Source organism: Ahniella affigens (assembly GCF_003015185.1).
Taxonomy (GTDB): Bacteria; Pseudomonadota; Gammaproteobacteria; order Xanthomonadales; family Ahniellaceae; genus Ahniella; species Ahniella affigens.
The window spans coordinates 3,114,216-3,138,937 of the sequence record NZ_CP027860.1; the positions used below are offsets into that span (position 1 = coordinate 3,114,216).

General features: G+C 60.7%; 24 protein-coding genes. 5 read left to right on the forward strand and 19 right to left on the reverse strand.

The genetic code is table 11. The features are described from left to right. Positions 1 to 5: 5 nt before the first annotated feature. The 10 genes from C7S18_RS11955 to C7S18_RS12000 all read right to left on the reverse strand — a co-directional run bounded on the left by C7S18_RS11955 (position 6) and on the right by C7S18_RS12000 (position 10,833). Entirely contained in the window at positions 6 to 731 is a 726-nt protein-coding gene (locus C7S18_RS11955; protein ID WP_106891783.1) for a response regulator, read from the reverse strand. Continuing rightward, complete coding sequence (locus tag C7S18_RS11960; RefSeq protein ID WP_106891784.1) at positions 728 to 3,364, reverse strand: sensor histidine kinase; 2,637 nt, start codon at positions 3,362 to 3,364, stop codon at positions 728 to 730. Before C7S18_RS11960 ends, C7S18_RS11955 begins: the two co-directional genes overlap by 4 nt. Before the next feature lie 17 nt (positions 3,365 to 3,381). Continuing rightward, entirely contained in the window at positions 3,382 to 3,981 is a 600-nt protein-coding gene (gene kdpC, locus C7S18_RS11965; protein ID WP_106891785.1) for a potassium-transporting ATPase subunit KdpC, read from the reverse strand. A gap of 1 nt (position 3,982) precedes the next feature. Next, positions 3,983 to 5,986 carry a potassium-transporting ATPase subunit KdpB gene (kdpB, locus tag C7S18_RS11970; RefSeq protein WP_240624036.1) on the reverse strand — a complete coding sequence of 668 codons (2,004 nt, stop codon included), beginning with the start codon at positions 5,984 to 5,986 and terminating at the stop codon, positions 3,983 to 3,985. A gap of 108 nt (positions 5,987 to 6,094) precedes the next feature. Further along, on the reverse strand, positions 6,095 to 7,807 hold the full coding sequence (gene kdpA, locus C7S18_RS11975) for a potassium-transporting ATPase subunit KdpA (RefSeq protein ID WP_106891787.1): 1,713 nt from the start codon (positions 7,805 to 7,807) through the stop codon (positions 6,095 to 6,097). A 9-nt stretch (positions 7,808 to 7,816) separates the two neighbouring features. Continuing rightward, a complete protein-coding gene (locus C7S18_RS11980) occupies positions 7,817 to 7,909 on the reverse strand; it encodes a potassium-transporting ATPase subunit F (RefSeq protein ID WP_106891788.1) in 93 nt (30 codons plus the stop codon). A gap of 201 nt (positions 7,910 to 8,110) precedes the next feature. Continuing rightward, the gene (ubiE, locus tag C7S18_RS11985) at positions 8,111 to 8,866 is read right to left on the reverse strand and encodes a bifunctional demethylmenaquinone methyltransferase/2-methoxy-6-polyprenyl-1,4-benzoquinol methylase UbiE (protein WP_106891789.1); all 756 of its coding nucleotides are present in this window, start codon (positions 8,864 to 8,866) and stop codon (positions 8,111 to 8,113) included. Further along, on the reverse strand, positions 8,863 to 9,228 hold the full coding sequence (locus C7S18_RS11990; protein ID WP_106891790.1) for a gamma-butyrobetaine hydroxylase family protein: 366 nt from the start codon (positions 9,226 to 9,228) through the stop codon (positions 8,863 to 8,865). The genes ubiE and C7S18_RS11990 overlap by 4 nt, the downstream gene beginning before the upstream one ends. Continuing rightward, positions 9,225 to 9,839, reverse strand: a complete 615-nt coding sequence (locus tag C7S18_RS11995; protein WP_106891791.1) for a hypothetical protein — start codon at positions 9,837 to 9,839, stop codon at positions 9,225 to 9,227. Before C7S18_RS11995 ends, C7S18_RS11990 begins: the two co-directional genes overlap by 4 nt. A 97-nt stretch (positions 9,840 to 9,936) precedes the next feature. Next, a complete protein-coding gene (locus tag C7S18_RS12000; protein ID WP_106891792.1) occupies positions 9,937 to 10,833 on the reverse strand; it encodes a DMT family transporter in 897 nt (298 codons plus the stop codon). Positions 10,834 to 10,983: 150 nt separating this feature from the next. Between C7S18_RS12000 and C7S18_RS12005 the strand changes: the two genes are divergently transcribed. Genes C7S18_RS12005 through C7S18_RS12015 form a run of 3 tightly spaced genes read left to right on the forward strand, consistent with a single transcriptional unit; the run spans position 10,984 to position 13,319 of the window. Continuing rightward, positions 10,984 to 11,538: an RNA polymerase sigma factor gene (locus tag C7S18_RS12005; RefSeq protein ID WP_106891793.1), complete on the forward strand. Its 555-nt coding sequence runs from the start codon at positions 10,984 to 10,986 to the stop codon at positions 11,536 to 11,538. Continuing rightward, positions 11,531 to 12,058: a hypothetical protein gene (locus C7S18_RS12010; protein WP_106891794.1), complete on the forward strand. Its 528-nt coding sequence runs from the start codon at positions 11,531 to 11,533 to the stop codon at positions 12,056 to 12,058. The genes C7S18_RS12005 and C7S18_RS12010 overlap by 8 nt, the downstream gene beginning before the upstream one ends. Before the next feature lie 10 nt (positions 12,059 to 12,068). Next, entirely contained in the window at positions 12,069 to 13,319 is a 1,251-nt protein-coding gene (locus C7S18_RS12015; RefSeq protein ID WP_106891795.1) for a PDZ domain-containing protein, read from the forward strand. Positions 13,320 to 13,661: 342 nt separating this feature from the next. Here C7S18_RS12015 and C7S18_RS12020 read toward each other — a convergent pair whose 3' ends face one another. Next, the gene (locus tag C7S18_RS12020; protein WP_106891796.1) at positions 13,662 to 14,054 is read right to left on the reverse strand and encodes a hypothetical protein; all 393 of its coding nucleotides are present in this window, start codon (positions 14,052 to 14,054) and stop codon (positions 13,662 to 13,664) included. A gap of 351 nt (positions 14,055 to 14,405) precedes the next feature. Here C7S18_RS12020 and C7S18_RS12025 point away from each other — a divergent pair, with 351 nt between their 5' ends. Together C7S18_RS12025 and C7S18_RS12030 are read left to right on the forward strand one after the other, a co-directional pair. Continuing rightward, complete coding sequence (locus C7S18_RS12025) at positions 14,406 to 14,678, forward strand: hypothetical protein (RefSeq protein WP_106891797.1); 273 nt, start codon at positions 14,406 to 14,408, stop codon at positions 14,676 to 14,678. A 51-nt stretch (positions 14,679 to 14,729) separates the two neighbouring features. After that, positions 14,730 to 15,431, forward strand: coding sequence for a hypothetical protein (locus tag C7S18_RS12030; protein ID WP_106891798.1), 702 nt, complete (start codon positions 14,730 to 14,732; stop codon positions 15,429 to 15,431). Between the two features lie 10 nt (positions 15,432 to 15,441). On the opposite strand, the gene solA is transcribed toward C7S18_RS12030, so the two are convergent. The 8 genes from solA to C7S18_RS12070 form a co-directional block, all read right to left on the reverse strand. Next, on the reverse strand, positions 15,442 to 16,617 hold the full coding sequence (gene solA / locus C7S18_RS12035; protein WP_106891799.1) for an N-methyl-L-tryptophan oxidase: 1,176 nt from the start codon (positions 16,615 to 16,617) through the stop codon (positions 15,442 to 15,444). A gap of 27 nt (positions 16,618 to 16,644) precedes the next feature. Further along, complete coding sequence (locus tag C7S18_RS12040; RefSeq protein WP_106891800.1) at positions 16,645 to 17,955, reverse strand: DUF58 domain-containing protein; 1,311 nt, start codon at positions 17,953 to 17,955, stop codon at positions 16,645 to 16,647. Continuing rightward, positions 17,955 to 18,935 (reverse strand): AAA family ATPase, encoded by a 981-nt coding sequence (locus C7S18_RS12045; RefSeq protein WP_106891801.1) that lies wholly within the window; start codon positions 18,933 to 18,935, stop codon positions 17,955 to 17,957. The genes C7S18_RS12040 and C7S18_RS12045 overlap by 1 nt, the downstream gene beginning before the upstream one ends. A gap of 151 nt (positions 18,936 to 19,086) precedes the next feature. Further along, positions 19,087 to 20,541 (reverse strand): DUF4350 domain-containing protein, encoded by a 1,455-nt coding sequence (locus C7S18_RS12050; protein WP_106891802.1) that lies wholly within the window; start codon positions 20,539 to 20,541, stop codon positions 19,087 to 19,089. Next, positions 20,538 to 22,061 (reverse strand): hypothetical protein, encoded by a 1,524-nt coding sequence (locus tag C7S18_RS12055; RefSeq protein WP_106891803.1) that lies wholly within the window; start codon positions 22,059 to 22,061, stop codon positions 20,538 to 20,540. Before C7S18_RS12055 ends, C7S18_RS12050 begins: the two co-directional genes overlap by 4 nt. Continuing rightward, positions 22,051 to 23,049 carry a stage II sporulation protein M gene (locus C7S18_RS12060; RefSeq protein WP_106891804.1) on the reverse strand — a complete coding sequence of 333 codons (999 nt, stop codon included), beginning with the start codon at positions 23,047 to 23,049 and terminating at the stop codon, positions 22,051 to 22,053. The genes C7S18_RS12055 and C7S18_RS12060 overlap by 11 nt, the downstream gene beginning before the upstream one ends. After that, complete coding sequence (locus C7S18_RS12065; RefSeq protein ID WP_170113243.1) at positions 23,049 to 23,762, reverse strand: RDD family protein; 714 nt, start codon at positions 23,760 to 23,762, stop codon at positions 23,049 to 23,051. Before C7S18_RS12065 ends, C7S18_RS12060 begins: the two co-directional genes overlap by 1 nt. Next, a complete protein-coding gene (locus C7S18_RS12070; RefSeq protein ID WP_106891806.1) occupies positions 23,762 to 24,586 on the reverse strand; it encodes a BPSS1780 family membrane protein in 825 nt (274 codons plus the stop codon). Before C7S18_RS12070 ends, C7S18_RS12065 begins: the two co-directional genes overlap by 1 nt. Positions 24,587 to 24,722: the final 136 nt, after the last annotated feature.

Here is a 24,722-nt window from a genome sequence, read left to right on the forward strand (position 1 = left end):
CGGGGTCATGATTCACTGTGTGATTCCGCCCCGATGAATCGGAGCCCCACGCCCGGATCGGTCACGATCCAGCGCGGGGCCGCTGCATCGTCGTTCAATTTCTGGCGCAGTTTGGCCACCAGGATGCGCAGATAGTGCGTATCCTGATCATGACTCGGCCCCCAGATCTCGCGCAGCAACTGCGGCTGCGTCACGACTCGCCCGGCATGCCGGATCAGAATGGCAAGCAGGCCAAACTCCTTGCGACCGAGGCTCAGCACCTGCCCGTCCAACAACACTTGGCGGCGATCGAAGTCGACATGCAGATGACCGTCGTCATAGACATGCCGCACATCGGCAACTGCGACGCGCGCTCGCAATAGCACGCGCACCCGGGCCATCAACTCGGGCACACTGAATGGCTTGGTCACATAGTCGTTCGCGCCAGCGTCCAATGCCTGCACCTTTTCCGCTTCATGCGCGCGCACCGACAGCACGATGACCGGGACGTCGCTCAGGGTTCGAAGCTCACGCAGCACGTCCTGCCCATCGATGTCGGGAAGGCCCAAGTCCAGAATGACAAGATCCGCGCCTTGCCCCGCCCATTGGGCCAACGCGAGCGCGCCGGAATCGGCCGTCAATACGTGATAGCCCTGTGCGCGCAGGCTGATGTCGAGCAAGCGGCGCAGCTGTGGCTCGTCGTCGACCACGAGGATTCGGGCCACATCGGCGGCGGCGCTCGGCGCAATCATGGGGTGGATGAACTGGGCTCAAGCCTGGGCAGTGTCATGCGAATGATGGTGCCATGTCCCGAGCGCCCCGGCAAAGCCTCAACGCTGCCGCCGTGTGCGCCGATCATTCCCTGGCAGATCGTGAGGCCCAAGCCGCTGCCGCCGCCGCGATCGCCACGTTCGACGCTGTAGAACATGTCGAAGATCCGCTGGCGCTCGGCCTCCGGAATGCCCGGCCCTTCATCACAGACATCGATGCGAAGCCGACCTTCGGGATCATCACTGGCTTCGATGCGTACGGGCCGACCACGCGGCGTAAAGCGCACGGCATTCTCCAGCACATTGAACAGCGCCTGCTCGACCAGCGCAGGGTGCACCCAGATCGCGTTGAGATTGGGTGCGATTGCCAGCTCGAACCGCGCCGTCGATTCATAGCGCGACAAGCGAGATGTCGCGGCACCAATCAGTTCGTCCACACCAATCCAGTCGCGGTTCAATGACAGGCCACCGTGACCAAGGCGGGTCATGTCGAGCAGGTTCTGAATGTAGCGGTCCAGTCGCTCGCCCTCGAGGCGGACCGTGTCGAGCAGTGCGTTGCGATCTGTCGCATCCATCTGCGCGCTATAACTTTGCAGGCTGCTCGCAGCACCGATGATCGCCGCCAGCGGTGACCGCAGATCGTGCGAGACTGACGCGAGCAACGCCGAGCGCAACCGCTCGGTTTCGCCGCTGATCCGGGAATCCTCAAGCTCGCGCACGAGGCGCGTGCGTTGCAGCGTCTGCGCCAATTCATCGCGCATGGCTTCGGCAAGCCGGCGATGCTCGTCACTCAATGTCTTCAGATGTTCTGGAAAGCGAATGCCCAGCACCCCCATTTCCTCTGGCAATGGGAGCAACCACCACGCGGAACCCGCGAGTGTGTCGGTGTAGCGCCCCGATGGCTGTTGATGGCGCATCCCCCAATCGGCTGCGCTACGGCCCTTTTGATCGAGTTCGTGAGCGCCCGACGCGACCGTTTCGGATTGCACTTGCACGATGACGTCGGCCTCCAGCGCGCGCTCCATGACATCACATGTCGCCTGCATCGCTTGGCGGGCATCAACGGCCAACGCCAGACGTCGACTGAGTTGCTGCAGCGCTGTCACATGGGCATTCGCCGCTCGTAGGGCCAAGAGCTGGGCGCGCAATCGCGATGCCAAGCGACCTGTCACCAACGCCGCGATCAAGAACAACAAGACCGTGACCACGCCCTGGCGCGCGCCAATAAAGAACGTAAAGCGCGGCTCGATGAAGAAGAAGTTGTAGCCGAGAAAGCATAGGACTGCCGCGAGTACAGCCGCGCTCATGCGGGTGCGTACAGCAATCAGCAACACGGCCACAATGAACACCATCGATAAATCCGTCAGCCCAATCAAGGCTTCGGCTGCCCCCGCCACGGCAATTGCGAGCGCAGCCCCGACGACGGCGAGACCATACATGCGTGCCCGCGATTGTGGTTCGTCAAGCCGCCAGCGTCGCGCCGAGGCCCGAGCTTCGGGTGTGCTGACGATGGTCAACTCGAAATGCGCGCCGCGCTGAATCAGCTGCTGCGTCAGGGTGCGATTGAACATGCGCGCAATGGGTCGTTCGCGTGTGCGCCCAATGACAATGCTGGAAGCGCCCAGACGCGCGGCGTGATCCAGCAAGGCATCGACCACACTCGCACCCCGAACGACGGCCGCCTCACCGCCCAATCGACGCGCAAGTGTAAGCGCCGCATCGACATCTCCGCGTTGCTCGGGTTCCATCTCGTCTGCAGTCTGTACAAACACGACCTGCCAAGGCGCGTCGCGGCGTTCAGCGAGGCGCCGCCCGACGCGCACGAGGTATTCCGATTGCCCGCGACCGTCAATTGCGACCAGTACCAATCGGCGCAGCGCCACAGACGGCCCCCCGCGTGCGGTTTGCGCTTCCCGGTGCAGATTATCGACGCGGTCAGCGGCCGTTTGCAGCGCAAGTTCCCGCAAGGCAGTCAGATTCGCGGGCGAGAAAAACGAATGCAGCGCCTGCGCGGCCTGCTCTGGCACATAAACCTTGCCTTGTTGCAGACGCTGAATCAGTTCGCTCGGCGGCAAGTCCACCAGAACGATATCGCGCAGCCGGTCGAAGACAATGTCGGGCACTGTCTCGCGCACGCGCACGCCCGTGATCCGCAACACGAGGTCATTCAGACTCTCCAGATGCTGAATATTGATCGTCGTGTAGACGTCGATTCCCGCATCCAACAGTTCGAGCACATCCTGCCAGCGCTTGTCGTGGCGCGAGCCCGACGCATTCGTGTGCGCGAGCTCGTCGATCAACGCCAATTGCGGTTTTCGCGCCAGCAGCGCGTCCAGATCAAGTTCTTCCAGCCGATGTCCGTTGTACGGCAGGACGCGCCTCGGCAAGACTTCCAAACCCGCGACCAGCGCTTCCGTCTCGGCACGGCCATGGGTCTCGACAATCCCGATGACGACGTCCAAGCCTTGCCGCTTGTGTTCCTGGGCACGCGTGAGCATCGCATACGTCTTGCCGACGCCAGGTGCTGCGCCCAGGAAAATGGTCAAACGCCCACCCTGTTGGCGATTCAACTCACCCAACAGGGCATTGGCCTGTTCATGCCGCGCATCAGTCATGGCCCCATCATCCCCGATCAGCGCCCGGCTTGCATCTGGTCCAGCGCGAGGTTGAGCTTCAGGACATTGACCCGAGTTTGGCCCAATACCCCGAATTGCGGACCTTCGGTCTGGTCAGCAACAAGCTCCTGTAGGGCGCCTTCGGTCAAACCCCGAGCCCGCGCGACTCGCGCCACCTGCACGGCGATACCGTCGGGGCTCAAGTGTGGATCGAAACCCGCACCCGAGGCGGTCAGCAGCTCGTCCGGAACCTGATCAGGTGGCACGCCTTCACGCGCGGCAATGTCCGCTCGCAAGGTGGCCATCCGCTCGGCCAGGGCTGGATTACTGCGCGCCCAGTTGCTGCCCGCAGCGGCCATCGGGTCGTAGTTTGCTGCCGACGGACGCGCATAAAAGTAGCGATCATCGGTGAAGGCTTGCGCCACCCAAACGGAGCCGACGACTTGGCCATCGCGCGTCAACAGGCTGCCTGCCGCCTGGCTTGGAAACAGGCTCGACACCAGCACGGTGGTGACAAGGCTATACAAGAAGCCGAAGCCAAGTAGCACCACCAGTGCCATGACGACCGGCGCACGCCAGCTGATCCGATCATTGATTGAAACCGACACAGTGTTCATCTCAAGCTCCCAGGGTTGCGAACAGCAGCAGATCAATTGCCTTGATCGCCACAAACGGCAGCAGCAAGCCGCCAAGCCCGTAGACCAACATGTTGTTTCGGAGCAGCACCGTGGCACTGGCCGGGCGCAGACGAACGCCACGCAAGGCCAATGGGATCAGGGCCGGGATGATCAAAGCATTGAAGATCAGCGCGGCGAGAATTGCGTTCGCGGGGCTCGACAGTCGCATCAGATCAAGGTTTGCCATGGCTGGCAGCTGTGCCGCAAACAGCGCTGGCAAAATGGCGAAGTACTTCGATACATCGTTTGCCAACGAAAAGGTCGTCAGCGCGCCGCGCGTCATCAATTGCTGTTTGCCCACTTCGACGACTTGCAGCAGCTTGGTCGGATCGGAGTCGAGGTCCACCATATTGCCCGCTTCCTTCGCCGCCTGTGTCCCGGAATTCATGGCCAGCCCGACATCTGCCTGCGCGAGCGCGGGGGCATCGTTCGTGCCATCCCCCACCATCGCGACCAGTCGGCCTTGCGCCTGTTCGCTCCGAATTCGCGCGAGTTTGTCTTCGGGCCGCGCTTCTGCCAGATAGTCGTCGACGCCCGCTTCGGCCGCGATGGCCGCAGCCGTCAGCGGGTTGTCGCCTGTGATCATCACGGTGCGAATACCCAACGCACGCATCCGTGCGAAGCGCTCCTTGACGCCATGCTTGACCACATCGGACAGCGCGATGACACCGAGCACATGCGCGCCTTCGGCCACCACCAGCGGCGTTGCGCCGGAGCGCGCGACTTGCTCGACCCGACTGCTCAACTCGACAGGCACCTGCCCGCCATGGGCCTGTACATAGCGAGCGATGGCGTCACCGGCACCTTTGCGGAGCTGACGCGTGCCCACATCGACACCCGACATTCGCGTGTGGGCGGAGAATGCATGCGCGACCAACTGTTCTGGCTCCTGCAGGGCTGAGCCTTGCTCACGGGCAAGCTTCAGAATCGATTTGCCTTCCGGAGTGGGGTCCGCCATTGACGCCAAATAGGCGGCATCACGTAACTGTGATGGGTCCACGCCCGCCATCGGAAAGAACTTCGTGGCCTGACGATCACCGAACGTGATGGTGCCAGTCTTGTCGAGCAAGAGCACATCGACATCGCCCGCCACTTCGACCGCCTTGCCTGACTTGGCCAGAACGTTCGCAGCGAGTGCTCGGTTCATCCCGGCAATGCCGATTGCCGGCAGCAGTCCGCCAATCGTCGTCGGAATCAGGCACACCAGCAAGGCGATCAGCATCAGCGGGTCGACGTGCATGTCGACGAAACCAGCGATCAGCGGCAGTGTTGCGCAAACGAGCAGGAACGTCAGCGTCATCGCGGCGAGCAGCAAGGTCAGCGCGAGTTCGTTCGGGGTTTTCTGGCGATTCGCGCCTTCCACGAGCGCAATCATGCGATCCAGAAAGCTGTGGCCCGCTGGCGCGGTCACGCGGACCACAATGTCATCAGACAACACCTTGGTACCGCCAATCACACCGGAGCGATCGGTACCGGCCTCCCGCAATACCGGTGCCGATTCGCCCGTGACCGCGGATTCGTTGATCGTCGCAAGGCCATGAATGATCTCGCCATCGGCCGGCACCAATTCGCCCGCGCTGACGCGTACATGATCGCCGACTTGCAGCAAGCCAGCGGGCACCTGTGACTCCTTCGTGGCGTCAAGGTGCGACGGACCTTGCCAATCTTGGAGCCGACGCGCCACCAAGTCCTTGCGGGCTCGCCGCAGCGACGCGGCTTGCCCGCGACCACGAGCCTCCGCGATGGCTTCGGCGAAATTACCGAACAGCACCGTGATCAGCAGCAACAGGCTGACCATGACGCCAAAGCGGAGATCGCCGATGCCGGCAAGCGTGATCAAGATGGCCAAAACCGTGCCCAGCCAGACAATGGCCATGACCGGGCTCTTGATCATGTGGGCAGGCGACAGTTTGCGGCACGCCGCGCCGGCCGCAGCGAGCAACATCTCGCGGGTGAAAAGGGTCGGCGCCAAGTGGCGACCGTGCTCAGGCACTACAGAAGACATGGCAGCGCTCCAGAAAAAAAGCGATCAAAGAGGTGCGACATAAAGGACTTAAGCCGCACTCAGACTCAAATGCTCGGCGACTGGCCCAAGCACGAGTGCAGGCATGAATTGCAATAGCGTCAGAATGACGATGATGGCGATCGTCGTCAGCGCGAAGGTCGGGGTCTCGATGCTGAGCGTGCCCAGGCCTTCCGGAACGCGTGGCTTTGCCGCGAGCCGTGCCGCCACAATCAACGGAATCAACAAGGCTGGGTAGCGACCGAGCAACAGCGCGAGCGTCGTGCTCAAGTTCCACCAGATCGTGGCATCACCCAACCCTTCGAAGCCCGAACCGTTGTTCGCAAATGCCGACGTGTACTCGTAGAACACCTGGGAGATACCGTGAGAGCCGGGGTTCGAGTTCCCTGTCCATTCCGGAATGGCCAGCGCGATGGCGGTGAATCCCAACACCACAATCGGCTGCAGCAACACGAGCCACGCCAGCCAGCGGATCTCGGGCGCTTCGATCTTGCGACCGAACAACTCTGGCGACCGCCCGGTCATCAGACCAGCCAGAAACACCGTCAGCAGCAGATACACCAGAAACTGTTGCAGACCGCAGCCGACACCACCCCAGATCGCGTTGATCAGCATGTTGCTGATCGTCACCAGACCGGTTAGTGGCGTGAGTGAGTCATGCATCGCATTAACGGAGCCGTTACTGGTTTGGGTCGTCAGGCTTGCCCACAGTGCCGACGCCTCGGCGCCGAAGCGGACCTCCTTACCCTCCATCATCATGCTTTGCGTGGCCGGCACAGACGCGGTCTCGGCCCACAGTGCCAAGCCCACCGACGCCACACTCAACGTCGCCATGCAGCCGAAGACTAACGCCGCAAATCGGCGGCGCCCGGTGAGCGGCCCGATCATCATCACCACGGCCATGGGAAGCAGCACGATGGCCAGGGTCTCCAGGAAGTTCGACAGCGGCGTTGGATTCTCCAGCGGCATGCTGCTGTTTGGCCCGTACCAGCCACCGCCATTCGTGCCCAGCTGTTTGGCAGCCACCATCGGCGCCACTGGACCCAGCGGCACCTTCTGCGCCGTCTGCCCGCTGCCAGCATCCAGCGTCGTCGCGACCGGACCGGCCGATAGCGTCGCTGGCACCCCCTCGGCACCCAGCAGAACGGCCCAGATCAGGCACAAAGGCAGCATCAGGCGCGTGCTGGCCCGAATCAGATCGACCCAGTAGTTGCCGACCGATACCGGCGTTGCATGACGATACTCGTCGGATTTCGTCGTCGCCTCGACCGCCGGGGCAAACATCACGCGCAACGTAGCCACTGCGATCACCAGGCCCATCATCGGCGTTGCGATTTGCAGGCCGGTAATCACCACCATTTGCGCGAGATAAGACAACTGCGCCTGACCTGAGTAGTGTTGCTGATTGGTGTTGGTCAAGAACGACACCATGGTGTGGAGCGCGGTATCCCACTGCATGTTCGGCACAGCGTCCGGGTTCAATGGCAACCACGCCTGGGTCATGAGGATCAACCAGGCCGGAACCGCGAGCAGCGCATTCGAGAACAGAAAGGCCAGCGCATAGCCGCGCCAACTCATGGCGCTGTCGGGATTGATTCCGAGCAAGCGATAGAGGGGGCGTTCAATCGGTGCAAACCAGCGGTCCAGCCGGCTCGGTGCACGCTGAAAGATCAAGGCGAGGTATTGGCCCAGTGGCCAGGCAAGCGAAAGGGCCAACAGCAGTATGAGGATCGCTTCGCGCACGATGGGACCTCAGAATCGCTCGGGGTACAGAATGACGACGATCAAATAGATCGCCGCGAGCAACAGCGCGAACATACAGACGATTTCTAACCAGACAGGCATGACAGGCTCCCGATTTGGACCTGCTCAGTGTCGACCTGAGAGCCGTCAACTCGCTATCCGCGCCGCGCCGCAGCGGCGCAAACTCTGCGTAAACTCAGTGCTGCAGTGCCGATGCGTCGCCGGACTGGATTTGGGAGGGTCCGAATAAGTCGATCCTGGACTTTCAGACCCGCATCGCCTCTGAACGAGTTCAGCGGCTCCTTAGGCGACGCGATACCCGGAATGGATGGCAACGATCCCAGCGGTGAGGTTGCGGTAATCGCAGCGCTCGAAACCCGCGACCTGCATCATCGCCTTCAGGGTTTCCTGATTCGGATGCTTACGAATCGATTCCGCCAGGTATTGATAGCTGTGCGAATCATTCGCGATCAGCGCACCCAGGCGCGGCAGCACGCGGAACGAATGGAAGTCATAGAGCGGCTTCAAGAGCGGCTCGCGTACTTCCGAGAACTCCAGTACCAGCGCCCGGCCACCGATCTTCAGAACCCGATGCATGTCTTTCAGCGCCGCCGCCTTGTCGGTGACATTGCGCAACCCAAACGCAATCGTCACCGCATCGAAGTGTTGATCCGGAAACGGCAGACATTCGGCATTGAGGCGCACAAACCGCATGCGGTCATGGCGCCCACGATCGAGCATGCGATCGCGCCCAACCGACAGCATTTCGTAGTTGATGTCGCCAATGATGATCTCGCCCGTCGGGCCCACGCGATCAGCCAACAAAGCAGCGATATCGCCGGTACCGCCCGCAAGGTCGAGCACGCGCGCGCCTGGCCGGACCCCGCTGGTCGCGACAAATTCGCGCTTCCACAGGCGATGAATTCCGAACGACATGAGGTCATTCATCACATCGTATTTGTCGGCCACCGAACTGAAGACTTTGCCGACCAGTTTTTGTTTGTCCTCGACAGCCACCTGCTTGTAGCCAAAGTCGACGGTCTTTCGGGAATCGCTCATGCGTTGCTCCGCGAGGCACCAGCGGCGGCCAGCGCCGTCAGGTAATCAGCCCACATCTGCTCTTGGTTCACGCCAAACTCATACAGCGTGCGCCAGGAATAGAGACCGGTATTGTGGCCATCATCGAATTCGATCTGCACGGCATAGTTGCCGACCGGATTGATCGCCTTGATTCCCACGTGCTGCTTGCCGACCTGCAGCACCTTCTGGCCCGGACCGTGGCCCTGTACCTCGGCGCTCGGCGAATGAACGCGCAGGAACTCGCAGCTGAATTGAAACTGCCGGCCATCGTCAAAATGCACTTCCAGCAGTCGCGATTGCTGATGGAGTTTGAGATCGGTTGGCCAGGCGGGATCGGTCATGGCTTGGCACCTTGGCCCGGTTGAGTGTGATCCAATTGCGGCGGCGGACCCGCCACTTCGGCCAGCGCCAGCGCATAGGGCTCGCGCACGGATAGCGCCGAAACTTCGTCGAATCCGAACGCGCTGGCTTCCAGCAGCCATTCGGCGTTGGTGGAAATTTCCTGCATGCTGAAGCCATCCGGCTCAAACGCCAGCAGGCGTCCCACATACACCGTCTCCGTTTCGGCTTCGGTGTCTAAGTAGACCGTAATGACGGGCGCCATCAATTGGGCAGCCTGAATCGCCTCGCTCATGTCGTCGAGCGGAAACGCACTCGGCCACTCCGGATTCATGCCACGCAGCGCGATCGCCCGCTCCAGAAACTGAACGTCTTGATCAGGGGTTTGCAGGCGCGTGACATCGCGATAGCGCAGCACAAAGTAACCATCGAAACCGATGTGGTCACCCAGTGTCCACAGCAGGAACCGATCTTTGCCCAGCGCCGCGACATAGCCGGTAAAGCTGCCGGGTTCGAGGTTGTCACGCCATAGCCGAATCAAGGTGCGGTCACGGCTGGCTTCGCGCAGCCGGGCCGGTATGGACTTCGGCCGCAATTCAACAATATTACTCATGGCGCCAGTTTAGCGGCGGGCCGATCAGAACGCGACCAAAAACCTGAGAACGCCAGCAAAAACGCCGCTAATCAAAGACTTGTGAAATCTGTTCGACCTATTTTGCGGGGGCTTCCGGCGCCGATTTGGCCGGCTGGCGGGCCGTTGTGCCGAGAAAAATGCCGGCGAGGGCGAGCCCAATTCCGACCATATCGTAGGGTCGCAGATGCAACTTGAAGATGAGGGCGTCGAGCAGATAGGCCGATGTGGGCTGCGCCAGCAGCAACAGCCCAATCATTCCCGCGCCGAGTCTGGGCATGGACCCGGCGATGGCGATCCAACCCGCAGCCTGGGCGATCAGACCGTAGGCCAGCAACACCCAAAGATTGTGTTGATCCGGGATGGCGAGCGAATGGCCTTCCAGGGCGATCAATGGGGCAAACAGCAAGCTCGATGCGACGCAGACACATGCGACGCTGGACGCCGGACTCGGGCCGCCCGGCATTGCTTGAGCGCGCTTTAGGGTCAGCATGAAGCCGGCATAGCAGGCGGCCGTGATGAAGCCATAAGCCACCCCCAGGTGAAACTGCGGCGGCCAGGTGGACCAGTTGGGCAGCAACAGAAACGCGGTGCCGGCAAAGGCCAGCAACAAGCCTGCCGAGAAGCGCCAGCTGAGCCGCTCGCCGAACCACCAGACCCCGAACGCGGCCATCAGAAACACCTGGAAGTTAGCGAGCAACGTCGACAATCCCGGGCCGACCCAGCGGATACTGCGATGCCAGAACCACAAGTCCGCGACAAACAGCGCCGCCGAAAGCAGCATCATCGCGAGCGGGCGGCCGCGCCAGCCGCTCAGAGGCTGCTTTCTCAGGTACAACCAGAGCATCAGGAACAACCCGCCAAACGCCATGCGCCAGAAGCCCGCCACGCTCGGCGGCACCGTCGCCAGCTGCACGAAAATAGCGGCTGAGCTGATCAAAGTCGCGCCAAGCAGCATTTGCAGAACAGCAGGCATTGGATGATTCCGGTAAAACGACCATTGTCGCAGGCTCGGGCAAGCGCGGATACCGTAACGGCAGTGGCCGATCGAGGCTGTCGCGAACCCGGCCTGGCATGCGATCAGAATGCCTGCGACCCTTTTCGACCTGGCCGCATCCTACCTGGCATGAGCAATTCGAGTTTCGCCATTGAGATCCCGGAAATCACCCTCGCGGCTGCCCGCAAGGGCGAGCTTCGGGCGTTCGAGGCAATCTACCGGCAGTTCGAACGCCCGGCCTACACCTTGGCGCTTCGAATGCTCGGTGACCCGGAACAAGCTCAGGAAACAGTGCACGACGGCATGCTGGCCGTGTTCAAACGCATCTGCCAGTTCCGCGGCGAATCACCCTTCTGGGCCTGGACGCGGCAGATTGTGGTCAACGAAGCGCTGATGCGGCTCCGTAAGCGTCAGCCGATGGAATCGTTGGATGATCTGGCTGAGCCGGGAATCGAGCACGCACATTTCATGCCGCTGCATGGCCGGGAACTGGAGCGCGCCTTGATGCGTCTACCCGAACTCACGCGCTCGGTGCTTTGGCTGTATCACGTTGAAGGTTACACGCACGAAGAGATTGCCGAGAGTTTCGGCAAGACCGTGAGCTTTTCGAAATCGCAGTTGAGCCGGGGCATGGAGCGTCTGCGTGCCCATTTGGTCCCGGAACCGGAGTTGAGTTATGTCTGAACCATTGCACAAGTCTCCTGATCGCCCTGAGGCAGCAATCGGCGAAGCCCTGAGACAGCTGCCGCTGTTGCAACCTGAGCGCGATCTTTGGGCCAGCCTGGCGCGCGAGCTCGCGCCGCCCCAAAAGCGCCGACCACGCTGGCCCTACTGGTTGAGTGCGGCGGCCGCTGTGCTGCTGACGGTCCTGCTGTGGCCAGGGCGCACGCTCCCCACCACACCGACCGAACCTGATGCCCTGCACGCGTGGATCGCCCACTCGCAGCAATTGGAGGGCACGCTCCGGCAACTGGAATCGCGCCCAACCGATGCCGAAACGGCATTGGCCGGGGCCGAACTCGAAGACCTGATTGGCCTGACCGACTTGCAACTCAGCGTCGCCGAGAAGCCCGAGGACGAGCTGGCACTCTGGAAGCAGCGCGTGCTGCTCATGAATGAATTAACCGAGCTGCGGCGCAGTGGCCGTAGCACCGCGGCTAACGAAAGCGTCGGCATGATGCCGGCGTCCTACCGAATCAACTAAGGAGCACCTCATGAAACAGACCCTCGCCCTACTGCCCTTGATGATTGCCATGGGCTTGGCCCAGGCGCGCGAACAAGACGCAATGCAAGTCATCGCATTGGCTGACAGTGCAACGGCGGTCGCATTGGAGGCCAGCGCCAAGGCACAAGCTGATCTGGCCAAGTCGAGCAAACTCACCGCAGCCGAACAGGACAAGCTCCGAAGCGAACTCGATGCCGCGCAGGAACAGCTTGGCGATTTGAGTCGGCGTATTGCCGAACTCAGCATGCAGCTGCACGACACCTCCCCACGCGCGTTCGCATTCCAGTATTTGAACGCCCCGAAGCGCGCCCTGGTTGGCGTCGTATTCGATTCCGACGACACCGGCGTCAAGATCATTGCGCTGACGCCAAATGGGCCAGCGGCGAAGGCGGGTATTCAAGTCGGTGATCGCCTGGTCAGTGTCAATGGCACGAGTGTGCCAAAGGTTGCTGGCGGCGACCCGCGTATGGCCGTCGATGCAGCCCGCGAGATGTTTGGCGAGCTTGAAGACGGCCAAGCCGTCACGATGGTCGTGGAGCGCGCCGGCAAGACCATGACATTCGTCCCCAAGGCCGAACGTCGGGAACCCGCAGAGTGGTCGCAGTTGTTTGGCGGCAACGTCAAGCTCGACGCGCTGCGCGACATTCAGATCCATAACCTTGCCGATCTGCAAGCGCTCAAGGAAGTCGGCAAATTCCGCGAAATGCGGGTTCTGGACGGGATGCCCGAGACAATGGCAGGAATCGATGGCGCCGAGCAACGACGGATCGAACTCGTGATCCAGGATCGCGACGGCAAGGGACCCGGCAAACATCTGGAAAAACTGCACATCCAGGATTTCAATTCGCTGAATCTGAGCAGCCTGAATCCGGAGCTTGGCAAGTACTTTGGTACGGATCGCGGCATCCTGGTTCTGGAGAACGACCCGGACATGTTTCCCAATCTGAAGTCGGGCGACGTCATCCAGGTGATCGATGGTCAGCCAGCAGATTCGGTCACCGACGTCATGCGGGTGATCGGCAAGAAAAATCCAGGCGAGGTCATGAATATTGAGATCTTCCGGAACCGCCAGCGCCAGGTGATCAGCATGGAAGCACCGGCCGGCCCGCGCATGTTGTTCCGCGAAAACCTGCAACTGCGCGACAAGGCCCTGCCCACGCCGCCGTCGCCGCCCGCGCCGGGCACGCCGCCCGCGAAGCCGCCCATGCCAATTCCACCGCCGAAAGGCGTGTCGGCTTGAGTTGTCAGCGATTCGCCGTGTTGCCTACGCAAGCGGCGACACGGCGATCACCCATGCATGTTGGCCATTGACGCAGCAGGACGGCATGGGGATTTGGAACTTGACGGCAACTCGCCGGTGACACCGTTCAACGGCGAGCGGCAGTAGGCGTCAGACGCTTGCAAAGGAGCCTCTGAACAAGTTCAGAGGCGATGCGGGCCATGGATGGCCCGCTCAGAATCAAGCACGCAATTGCTTGATTCTGGGGCAATGAGTCCGGACATGTGCCGGATTCATTGCGGGTCTGAAAGTCCAGGATGGACTTATTCAGACCTTCCCTCAGAATCGCAAGCGCCAAGCCCCTCACTCAATGACGCGGACCGCGCTGACCAGCACGATCTGATCACTCTTGCCGCAGTCGACATCCCCCTCGCATTCGGCCGCGAGCACATTCTCGACGCTATAGCTGAGCTTCAGCCGCTTACCGACGAGACTCGCGTCCTCGCAAATCTCGAACGCCGCACTCTCCTGGAACTCGGTACCGTCGTCCGCTTTCAGACTCAGGTAGCAGGCAATATCGCCCGCCTGTGCCTCAAGTAGCGTGCCAGCCGCATGCTTCGATTCGCCGCCCACGGTCAACATGTCGGGCTCTTTTGCGGCGCAACCGGTCACCACAGCAAAGGCAAACACTAAGGTGCACGCGCATCTCCGCGCGATGGCCGGGGTCTGGAACGGTTTCGCCTTGTCATGTTGCATGTAGCAGTCCTCCTGGAGTCTTCTGATGTGGGTCGGAATCTAGTAATGTTCCTGCTTAGCCAAGCGGCACCCAGCACACCGATCGCTGCGCCGGGATCAAGTCTAGCAGCTCAACGTTTCCGCGCTGGCCGACGATAAGATCACAGCGACTTGCATGTGATGATGATCGAATGGTCATCCACGCAAAACTCCAGGATCTCCAAATCGGCTCCGCGATCACTTGGGCTATAGTGAAAGCCATGAATGCGCCGGCCTGAAGGCGTGAAGCCGGTTCAATCGCCTCGGGCTCCGCTGTTTGGTTGGTGAACCGGCAACTGCAGACGCACCCCGCAATCGGATTCTCTTGTCGCCATGTCCAATCATAGCAATGGATTCAGCCAGCTCAACATTCTGGAAATGTTCTGGGTGCTGCTGCCGATCGCGCTAGTTGTTTCCGGCGGCGTCCTTGGCGGTGAATGCGATAGTGCGGCCGTCATGTTCAACGTGAGGATCTTCAATGGCACGGGCACCACGCTTTACAAATTTCTGGCGAGTTCGTTCGTCATAGTTGGGGCAATCGTCTCGTATGTCGTCCCTGCGTCCGTCCTTGTCGGGTTCGTACCAGGTCTCGCACCGAAACCTTAGCGCCGAACGGACGCCGCGCCATGCCCAACACAATTCCGACGGGAGTGACCAATGCGATTGATTGATGCCTTAAAACAGCTCGACTGGACAAAGCCCGCTTCGGATCCGTCTACCAATCTGACGCTGCGCCAACATGGCCTGATGGCCTTGTTGGCTGCGCTGTTTGCGCCCACGTGGTTTCTCGTCTTTCCGGATGTGAACCCTGTCATCCTGGTCTGGAGTGGATTGATGAGCGGTGTCGTACTTGGGATATTGCCAGGTTTGCTTTGGCAAATGAGCGACCCTGAGCGCCGGGCCAAGGTCAACGGACGCCACACTATCATGACTTTGTTGATGGCATACGGATGCTTTCTGCCGGTCGTCATGTTCAACGCAGCGAATGCTAGTCGCGACCAGAAAGAAATCGACCACATGAAGTCACTGCGACAATGCGGCGTTCGCGCCGTGACATTCGCAGCTTGTGGATACCATCAGGCATTGACTGATTCCGCTGTAGTGGGCTCGTTCATGCGCCTGCTTGCCGATTCAGACCCATTCGTCCGATCCCATGAAAACGACAATCTGTCGTTCACCGTCACACTTGTCTGTGCCAATGGCCAGTTTCACGAATATCGCGCGGGAATTCCAAATCGCCACCCTCGCGACTTGGTGATTCACCCCGGCGAAGCGGAGATGTTGCTCAGGCTCGGCGCCGAGTTCGTCGACTCAGAGTTCAAGTCGCGGAGTCAATGTGCCAACTGCTGCGCTCGCTGAACGCAATCGATCAGCGCTCTGGAACGTATGCAAATGGTTGCAGAACCGCCGGCAGTTCGCCGCGGAGGGCCCACCTTGCCACCGACTCGCCAATCGCCGCCGAATGCTTGAAGCCATGACCTGAGCACGCTGACACGATGATCGGGCCATTGTGGCCGACTCGATCGATCCAGAAACGCGCATCGGGTGCTTCGGTATATAGGCACGTCGCGGTTCGAACGCACGCAGGTCCCAATCCACGCAACCGGCTGCGGACATGGGTGTCGTACAAGTGCGTGACCTCAGCCTCTGACACGACTCGTGGCACGGCGTCGGGGTCACAAGGTTGGTGGCCGTCAGTCGCGACCTTGACGCCGCCACCAAGATCGGGGAAGCCGTAGAACCCCTGCCCTGCCTTGGGCCCCCAATTCCAGATGAAGATCGGAAAGCGATTCGCCTGATAGGACTCGGGTTTGTCCGCCGCAAACCAGTAAAGCACTTGGCGGGTGACGCGCAACGCGGGCGCCGAAACGAGCCCTGGCGGCACGAATCCTGGCGGCACGAACTTTGGCAACCAGGCGCCCAGACAAACAATCACCTGCCCGGGCCGATAACTGCCGCGATCAGTTTGAATGAGAAGCCCGCGCGAATCTTCCGACCAGCTCAGCAAACGCTCGCCGGTATGAATCATGGCGCCGCGCGCTTTCGCTTCGGCCAATTGGGCTGCAATGCACGCCTCGGGCCGGACATAGCCGGCCTCCGGTTCGAAGTAGCCTTGCTCCGCGCCGGTCAGCTGAAACTGCGGCCAACGAGTCGCAATCTGCGTTGCATCCAAGAGCTCATGGGTAATGCCATGCGCTGCCGCAACGTTGACGGTGCTCTCGAAGAAATGCGCCTGTCCATGCATCGGCGTCGCTTCGCCGCAGCCCAGGATCAAACCGCCGCATGCTTCATAAAGCGACACCTCGCGACGTTGCTCAAGATCACGCCAGAGTTGATGAGATCGCTGCACGAGCGGCACATACTCAGGCCCTTCGCCGATCGCCAATCGAGTGATGCGACTCTCGCCATGGGTCGAGCCGTGCGTGTGCGGTGGGGCAAAGCGATCAATGCCGACAACAGTCGCGCCACGACCACTGGCATGCATCAGTGTCGCCGCACCCATCGCTCCAAGACCTAAAACCAGAATGTCGGGCGTGGCAGTCATGAGATCGTAACCCGGCGCGGCCTGACGCTACAGACGCCCGCTGCGCTTCATTTCGATGTAGCGGTTGACCATCGCCATGGCGAGTTGGTCCGGCGGCACGTCCACGCACGGAATATGCGCCGCCTCAAGTCGCTTGAACTCGCGCGCACGCCGCTCCAAGTAGTCGGCCGCCGCAGCATGGGTCACCGCGTCCTCACCATGGTTGACCGGCGCGGCCAGCGCTTGACCCAGCACCGCCTCGCGCAAACTTGCGACCAGGATCAAGTGACGCTTCCGCAGCAACCGAATCGCCGGGAGCAGCGTTTCTTCGTCTTCGTCCCGCAAGTTCGTGACGATGACCACGAGCGCGCGCTTTCTGAGCCTGAGCATCAGCGACACCGCGGCCGAATAGAAGTCAGGCATCTGCGTGGTCGGCTGCACATCGTAGACCGCAGACGTCATCTGGTTGATGACCGCCATCGACTTGCGGGGCGCCAAGAACCGATCGTGCCCGGCGATGGTCATCATGCCGACCGCGTCACCTTGCCGCAGGCCAACAAATCCGAGCAGCAGGGCGGCATTGAGCACATGGTCGAGATGCGACAACTGGTCATCCCGCGCCGACATGCGCCGACCACAGTCGATCATCAACATGATCTGCTGATCACGCTCATCCTGATACTCACGCGAGATCAGGCGATTCATGCGTGACGTCGCCTTCCAGTCGATCTGCCGCTGCGCATCGCCTTCCCGGTATTCGCGCAACTGTTGGAAATCGAGACCCAAGCCGCGGCGACGCCGACGCAGCACACCAATCTGGGATAGCCGATGATCGGTCGCCATCAACGCAAACCGCGTCAACGCAGCGAAGTTGGGAAATACCTTGATTGTCGTACCGGCACCCGCAAAGACCCGACGCTCCCAGAAACCCAGCACCGACATGACGCGAAGCTCGATACTGCCAAAGTGATGATCACCGCGTTCGATCGGCTTGAGTGCGTATTCGGTCTCGACATACCCTTTCGCTACGACCCGGTGTCGCTGCGGCAACAATTCGACCTGGCAATCATTCGGATGGTGATCAAACACCTGCACGGACAGCGCCCGCTTCGACGTGTTGTCGATCCGGAGTTTGACCATCCGCCGAACACCCAGCGCGAGCGCATGCGGCACCACGCGATGCGCCTGTGGCTTGCTCGTACTCAACGCCAGCAAGGCGTCCAGCAAGAACAGCACACCAATTCCAGCCAGACCGATCATGAAATTGCTGGCATGCTCAGGCCACCAGGCAGCAGCGAGCGATGCCGGCAGCACCAGCAGCAAAATCAATCCGAGCAGTCGGCGCGAAGGAATCAGCATTAGAGTCTGGGCGCTTCCGTCTTCTCAAGCAAATCAGCGAGCAGCTGATCGCTCGTATGGCCCTCAATGGCGAGATCCGGCGCCGGCGTCACGCGATGCCTAAGCACCGGAATCGCATAGCGCTTGACATCGTCCGGTGCGACGAAATCGCGACCGGCCAGCAAAGCGGCTGAGCGGGCGACACGGATCAGTGCGATCGCACCGCGCGGACCTGCGCCAACGGCAATGCCGGGCGAACTGCGCGTGGCGCGAACAATCCGGAGCGCGTAGTCGTAGACTTTTTCGTCGACGCGGAGATTCGCCGCGATGACCTGCAAGGTGGACAGAATCTGCGGCTGAATGACGGTCTGTACCTGCTCGACGCTGAGCTTGTCGCCAATCTTGCCGCCGGTCACCTGTTTCAGCACATTGAGCTCTTCCTCGGCGCTTGGATAGTCAATCAGCACCTTCAGCAAGAAGCGATCGAGCTGTGCTTCGGGCAAGGCGTAAGTGCCCTCCTGCTCGATTGGATTCTGGGTCGCCAGCACCATGAATGGCGGTTCGAGTTTGAACGCGGTTCCCTCGATGGTGACTTGCCCCTCCTGCATGACTTCGAGCAACGCCGATTGCGTCTTCGCCGGCGCGCGGTTGATTTCGTCGGCGAGCAGCAGGTTCGCAAACACTGGGCCGCGACGGGTCGTGAATTGACCGCTACCAGGATCGTAGAGCGTGTGGCCGGTGACGTCAGCTGGCATCAAGTCCGGCGTGAATTGGATGCGCGCAAACGTACCCGAGAAGGTTTTTGCCAGAGCCTGGACCAGTAAGGTCTTGCCGAGGCCAGGCACCCCTTCAATCAGGACGTGACCGCCTGCCAACAAGGCCGCAACCGTTTGCTCGACTACCTGGTCTTGACCGACAAAAGCCTTGGCAACCTGGTTGCGCATCTCCTGCACCAGTCGCAGCGCGCGTTCAAATTGTTCCTGGGGAATGTTCAGAGACATCTTGCCTTCCTTCTGATCGTCTGGGTGTGCCCAAGTTGCTGCGATGCAGACAACCCGGGCGAATCGGGGACTTCAATGGATGCCGACCATGGCGGCCGCCGATGCGTCAGCACCGCGTCGTCAGCACGCACAACATGGGTTCGGCATCGGCTCATCGTTTTCTGATCTGCTGGTGATCGAGCGCGGCGTGAACATCACGACAGGCGCGCATCAGGCGCGTCCATTCGAGAATGGTCCCGGGTGTCTGCTGACTCGCAATCTGAAACGCACAATCCGGCGTCAGGCTGAATTGTTTGATCAGAAACTCGCGCGTCTCCGCCTCGTTGGCAATGCCGATATGCGGGAACTCGCGGCGGACTCGCGCCAAGGCAACACGGAGCGCCGCAAGGCCGATTTCCTCGCGCTGATTAGCCGCGGCGAGAAAATTGCCACTGGCACGCAAATGCTCCAGCAGGCGCCGCCGCACGGGCACCGGGTCTTCAGCGATCGGCCCAAAGCGCGGCATCGCCCGCCACAACCAGAACCCGATCAGAATGCCTAACGCAAGCATCGGCGCCCAAGCGTTCTTTTTGACCCAATCCGCCAGATCACGACGCTCAGGAATGTAGAACATCACCGACTTCGGGTCCGGATGGCGATGAATCAACTGCCACAGGAACTCGGCGTGATCATTGCGCGCCAATTCGAAGTTCTCAAACATCGACAACGAGTTCAGGACAACGACCTCGCCCTTGCCAACCGGAAACGTCAGCACATATTGGCCCGACGCATCGGCCAGGATGGCCTCGGTTCGAAAACGCGAGAGATGCTGCTGCCACGGAATATGCACCAGCATTTCTGGCACATTCGCCCATTGAATGCGGCGCAGATTCGGGTCTGGAAAGAAGCGGTTCTTCAATCGGTCGCTGCTATCGGCAGCATCAAAGTAGTCGTCCAGGTCGAAGTCAGAGTCTGCATCTTCCGATTCATCGTAGTCCGCATCCTCGCCTTCGGTATCGTTGGTAGTCCCGTCTTCGGTAGCCGTGCCGTCCTGCGCCGCACTGTCTTCGGCAGTGCTGTCTTCGGCAGTGCTGTCTTCAGATTCGACGTCAGAGTCGGCATCCGCACCATCCTCTACCGTTTCATCTTCGGAGTAGCCATCCTCGAACGGGTCGCCATCAGCATCATCCGCGTCGTCGTCTGATTCGGATGACTCTGACTCATCGCTCTCATCCGACACGATGGCACGCCGCTCGACGCCAAACAGATCGGCCAGTGAGTCGTCTTCGGCATACCACTTGGCTTCCAGGATCAACACGCCGCCTTGTTCGACAAACGCCTGAACTCTGGAACGCGCGCGCGCCGATACTTCTTCGCGGTCATCGCCAACGATGAGCACATCCGGTCGATTCAGGCCGGTCAGCGCTTCCAACAGTCCAAGTCGATCCGCATCCAGGTCGAGATGCTCCAGCGTTCGGATGGCCGCACGGAAACGGTCTCGAAGCACCTCTGGTTTCGGTGGAATCGGACGCTCAATGATGGCGCGATCAAAGACGCTGAAAAAGCCGAACGTACCAAGACCGAGCACCAGTACAACAACGAGGGCAACCCAGAACTGGCGGCTCATGCGGGCACCTCGGCGGGCACCGGCTCAGACACTTTGCCAAAATGCTCGGCAAACCGTTCGGCCAGACGGGTGATGGCTTGCACATCTGGCAACCGGCCACCGTAAGCGATATCGATCCAGTGGGCCAGCACCTCCGCAAAGTATGCCGCCGACGCCGACCCGAGGACCCGCTTGGACAACGTCGCTACCTCGCTCTCGGTCGCACCGGCGCTGACGCGCAGTTTCCGGACATGCACGAGGTGGGACAGCGCGCCGCGATAGATCAAGGACAACGCCTCGCGGACTTGCCCCTGCCGAATCAACTCAAGCGCGGTTTGCCCGATGTCGTCTGGCAGTGACTCGGGCGCAATCTGCAGACCAAACAGAATCTTCGGACCGGACTTGCCAGACCCGATATCCTGTTCAAGACCACCGGTGAGCCGGACAATCAGGTAGATCACCGCACCAATCAACACCGCCAACAGAATCCAGCCCAATACCTGCAGGACTCGGGCCAGGAATTCGCCAACACCGCCGAGCCAGTTTGACTGGGGTTCGTATTCGCGTTTCTTCGGTTCGCGGTGAAAACGGAACCGGTGCACCTCGTCCCGCTTACGATCCCCAAACTCCTTGTCCGACACGATCTTTACCGCTTCGCGATGGGCCGGCGTATCGAGTGGCGGCGGCGTGGTGACGAACTCAGCCTTTTCTTTGGTCTCCGGCGTTTTCGTGGACAAAGCCATGGCCGGATCGACCAGCAACAGCGAGCAACTTGCTGCGAGCGCGAACAGCACGGCCAGATTGCCGGCACGCATGGTCTCCACGCGACTGCGCAGACGCTTCAGATTCAACTCGACATCCCAAGCCTCCAGAATGACGCGCCGATTGAGATACAAGGAAAAACCAGCAGCGACAAAGAATGGTCCAATCGTGGCGTGGGCCAGCGCGATGTAAATCAGATCGAGCGGCGTGAACATGGCGTCGCTGTTGCCAAAGTCCTGGCCTTCCGGCGTCAGGAACAGGTTTACCAACATCGTGAAGCCGAATACGAGCACCCACTCAAACATGAAGCCGACAAACTGCAGTGCCAACGCATAAGAACCAAACCGCATGCCGAGCAGTCGACGGCGTTCTGCTGCCTGCGCGCCGGTCTGGCGCTCCAGTTGCACGACCGGCGTGTTGAAGCTCCGCATCCAATCAAAGGGACGCCGCCACAGCAATTGGGCGAACAGGCCAGGGGTCAGTACTTCGGACCAGTCACGGAGTGCTGCCCGCACTGAGACGGTTTCGCCGAACATCGCCCGGCTCAGCACGTGAAGCGCGAATCGTTCGGGAATGGGTTTGATCCAATACATCGCCATCACGAGCAGAACCGGCTGGTCCCACAGCAGATAGCAGAGCACCGCGACCAGCGGCAGGTAGCACAATGACCAGATCGACCACAGCGGACGCCAGTCCTTGATCGCCATGCGAATGCCAAGGTCGATGGACTCGAAACCGCCCCGCTGGCGGAGCCGGATGCTGATGCGATCAAGCTCCACGTCGGCGCCCCGCGAGCAGGAAGTACGCAATCAGCAACAGCCACTGGAACCCACCGAATGCATATTTCGGCCAGGCGACTGGAAAGACCTGCGGCGACCAGAACGCTTCGATCAGGGCGGCGATAAAGAACATCATCACAGCGCCCGCCATGAGCTGCATGGCGACGCGGCCGTTCTCAACCAACGCCAACGCCCGCGAACGCCGGCCGGGCGCGATCAGCGCATTGGCGAGCTGAAAACCAGCCGCACCCGAGATCGCAATGGCCGTGAGCTCCATGGCCGAATGGCCGGCAACAAACGACCAGAACTGGACCCCGTGCCCGGATTCGGTCAAGTGCCCAGCCACGGCGCCAATGTAGAAGCCGTTGAACAGTAGAAAGAACAGCGACCCGAGGCCGAACACAATACCGGTGGCAAAGGTCTGAAACCCGATCCGGATGTTGTTCCAGATATACACGCCGAACATCTCGAAACTGGAGTCGGATTCGCGCATGCCTACTTTGTGGTTTTCGGCCGAGTACATCTCCTCCATCTGGGCCATCGCTTCGGGCTCCAGAAACAACGTGGTCAGGTCCGGATACAACTGAACCGCCACGATCATCAAGACGAGTGGTCCGAAAAACAAACCGATGGCCAGCCACACCGAGCGCCAACGCTCACGCACTACATTCGGGAAGCCAGTCAGGAAGAAGTAACGGATCTGCCTCAGGCTGTCGCTTCGACTGCCGTACAGGGCATGATGCCCGCGCAACACCAAAGCATTGATGCGATCGATCAGCAGCGGGCTGTACTGTCGATCCTGCGCCAATGCCAGATGGGCACAGATGCGCCGATACAAAGCGGGAACATCGCGCTCGTTCAGCACCGTGACCCCAATGGGCGGCGCCAACACAGCGCGTTGTTTGCGCGACATCCGACGACGATCGAGCCAATGCTGGAAGCGTGCCCAATCCGGCTCGAAGCGCTGCTCAAACTCAGCCTGCCGCATCAGCGCGTCTCATCATGGCGGGCACCCATCAGATGCTGGGCCACGCCGACCAGCCCGAGGCGCGCCGCCGCACCCTGGCGCTGCGGCGGCAGCAGAATCGGGGCCACGATCTGTGCCAGTTCGTCGGCACGTTCTTCGCTCAACTGGGGCACGCGCTCGGCGTAGTCGAGAATCGCGCGCTTCTCACCCAGCGTGATCGGAATCGACGGCGCCAGCGTTTCGACATCGACCAGCACGGGCGGCTTTTCGGGTGGGTCGACGTACACCACGATCGTACCCGCTACCAGGTCGCCGAGCCGCTTGAACTGCGGATGCAGCAACGAACAAATCAAACCACCAGAGTAAAAGCCAGGCAGGAAGTCGGCCGTGCGCAGGATATTGCGGACAAATGCCGGCCCGAAGGTCAAGGGCGAACCATCGTCGCGCAGCACCCGAATGCCGAGCGCACGCTTTCCGGGCGTTGCACCGTCCCAAACCGCTTCCAGCCACGCTGGCACCACCCACTCAATCAGAAACAACAGAATCAAGAGCAAGCCGCCCATCAACTTGCTGTTGCCCGCGAGCACGCCGATCAACGTGGCGAACACCATGACCACGCCTGCTCGCCACGCAAAGTCGATGAGCCAAGCCAAGGCGCGCGGCACCGGGCCGGCCAAGCGCAGGCTGAGTTCGATTCCTTCCGGCGTCGCAATCCGGTATGCAGTGTCGAGCATCAATCCCCGTAGAAGATTTCGCGGTAAGCCGAGTAGTTGGCGCATGCAAACACCGGGCCCACCACAATCAATCCGAGCAGGCACGGGATGTACGCAATGAACACCGCAAAGCTGGCCATGATGGCAAACAGAATGAACCCACCAACGTTCTTCATCGCGGCCTTGAAGCTGAGCTTGACCGCATCCACGGCCGTCATGCCGTTGATTGCCACGAGCATCGGCGCAAACCAGAAAGCCATGTAGATCACGAATGACAGTGCCATGGCGATGAACACGGCAAAGATAATGAAGATGATCAGACCCGCAGAAATCTCAGGCTCCTGATTGTTCATGATGGCGGAAAAGCCCACCGTCACACCGATACCGATGCCGAAAATGATCAGCAGAACCACGATCATGACGAGCGATGCAGCGAAATTCAGCACGCCCACCATGACCAATTGACCAAGGTTCTTGCGGAACCCGTCAAAGAAATTATCGAACACGATCGGCTCGCCGCGATTCAAGCGATCGGCAGACATGTACAAGCCCGCCAGAAACGCCGGCATCAGGAACGTGATCGCGAAATTCACGGCCATTTGAATTAAGGAGCCCAGAATCGGAATCAACGACACCACGATCAACACCAGCAGCGCGCCAATCATGACGCCGCCGAGCGTTGCCCAGGCACCGGACGCGGCACTGAACAAGGTCCAGCCCTTGCTGATCCAGCTGACCGCTGCGCCCGGACCGCGGGCCAGCGGCTCGGTGTTGAACCCTTCAACCGAGGCGCCGCCGCTCGGGTCAACCCGCGATAGCGGTGCGGAATAAGGATTGTCAGTCATGGCGATCTCCCCGTCTCGTGCTGAATATTAGGATATGAATGGGCGGAGTCTATCAGGGCCAGCTAGTGATTCCGCATCGGGTTTGCGTTGATGTAGCCCACCCCACCGGAATGCGGGGTCTCGACTCACTGAATTT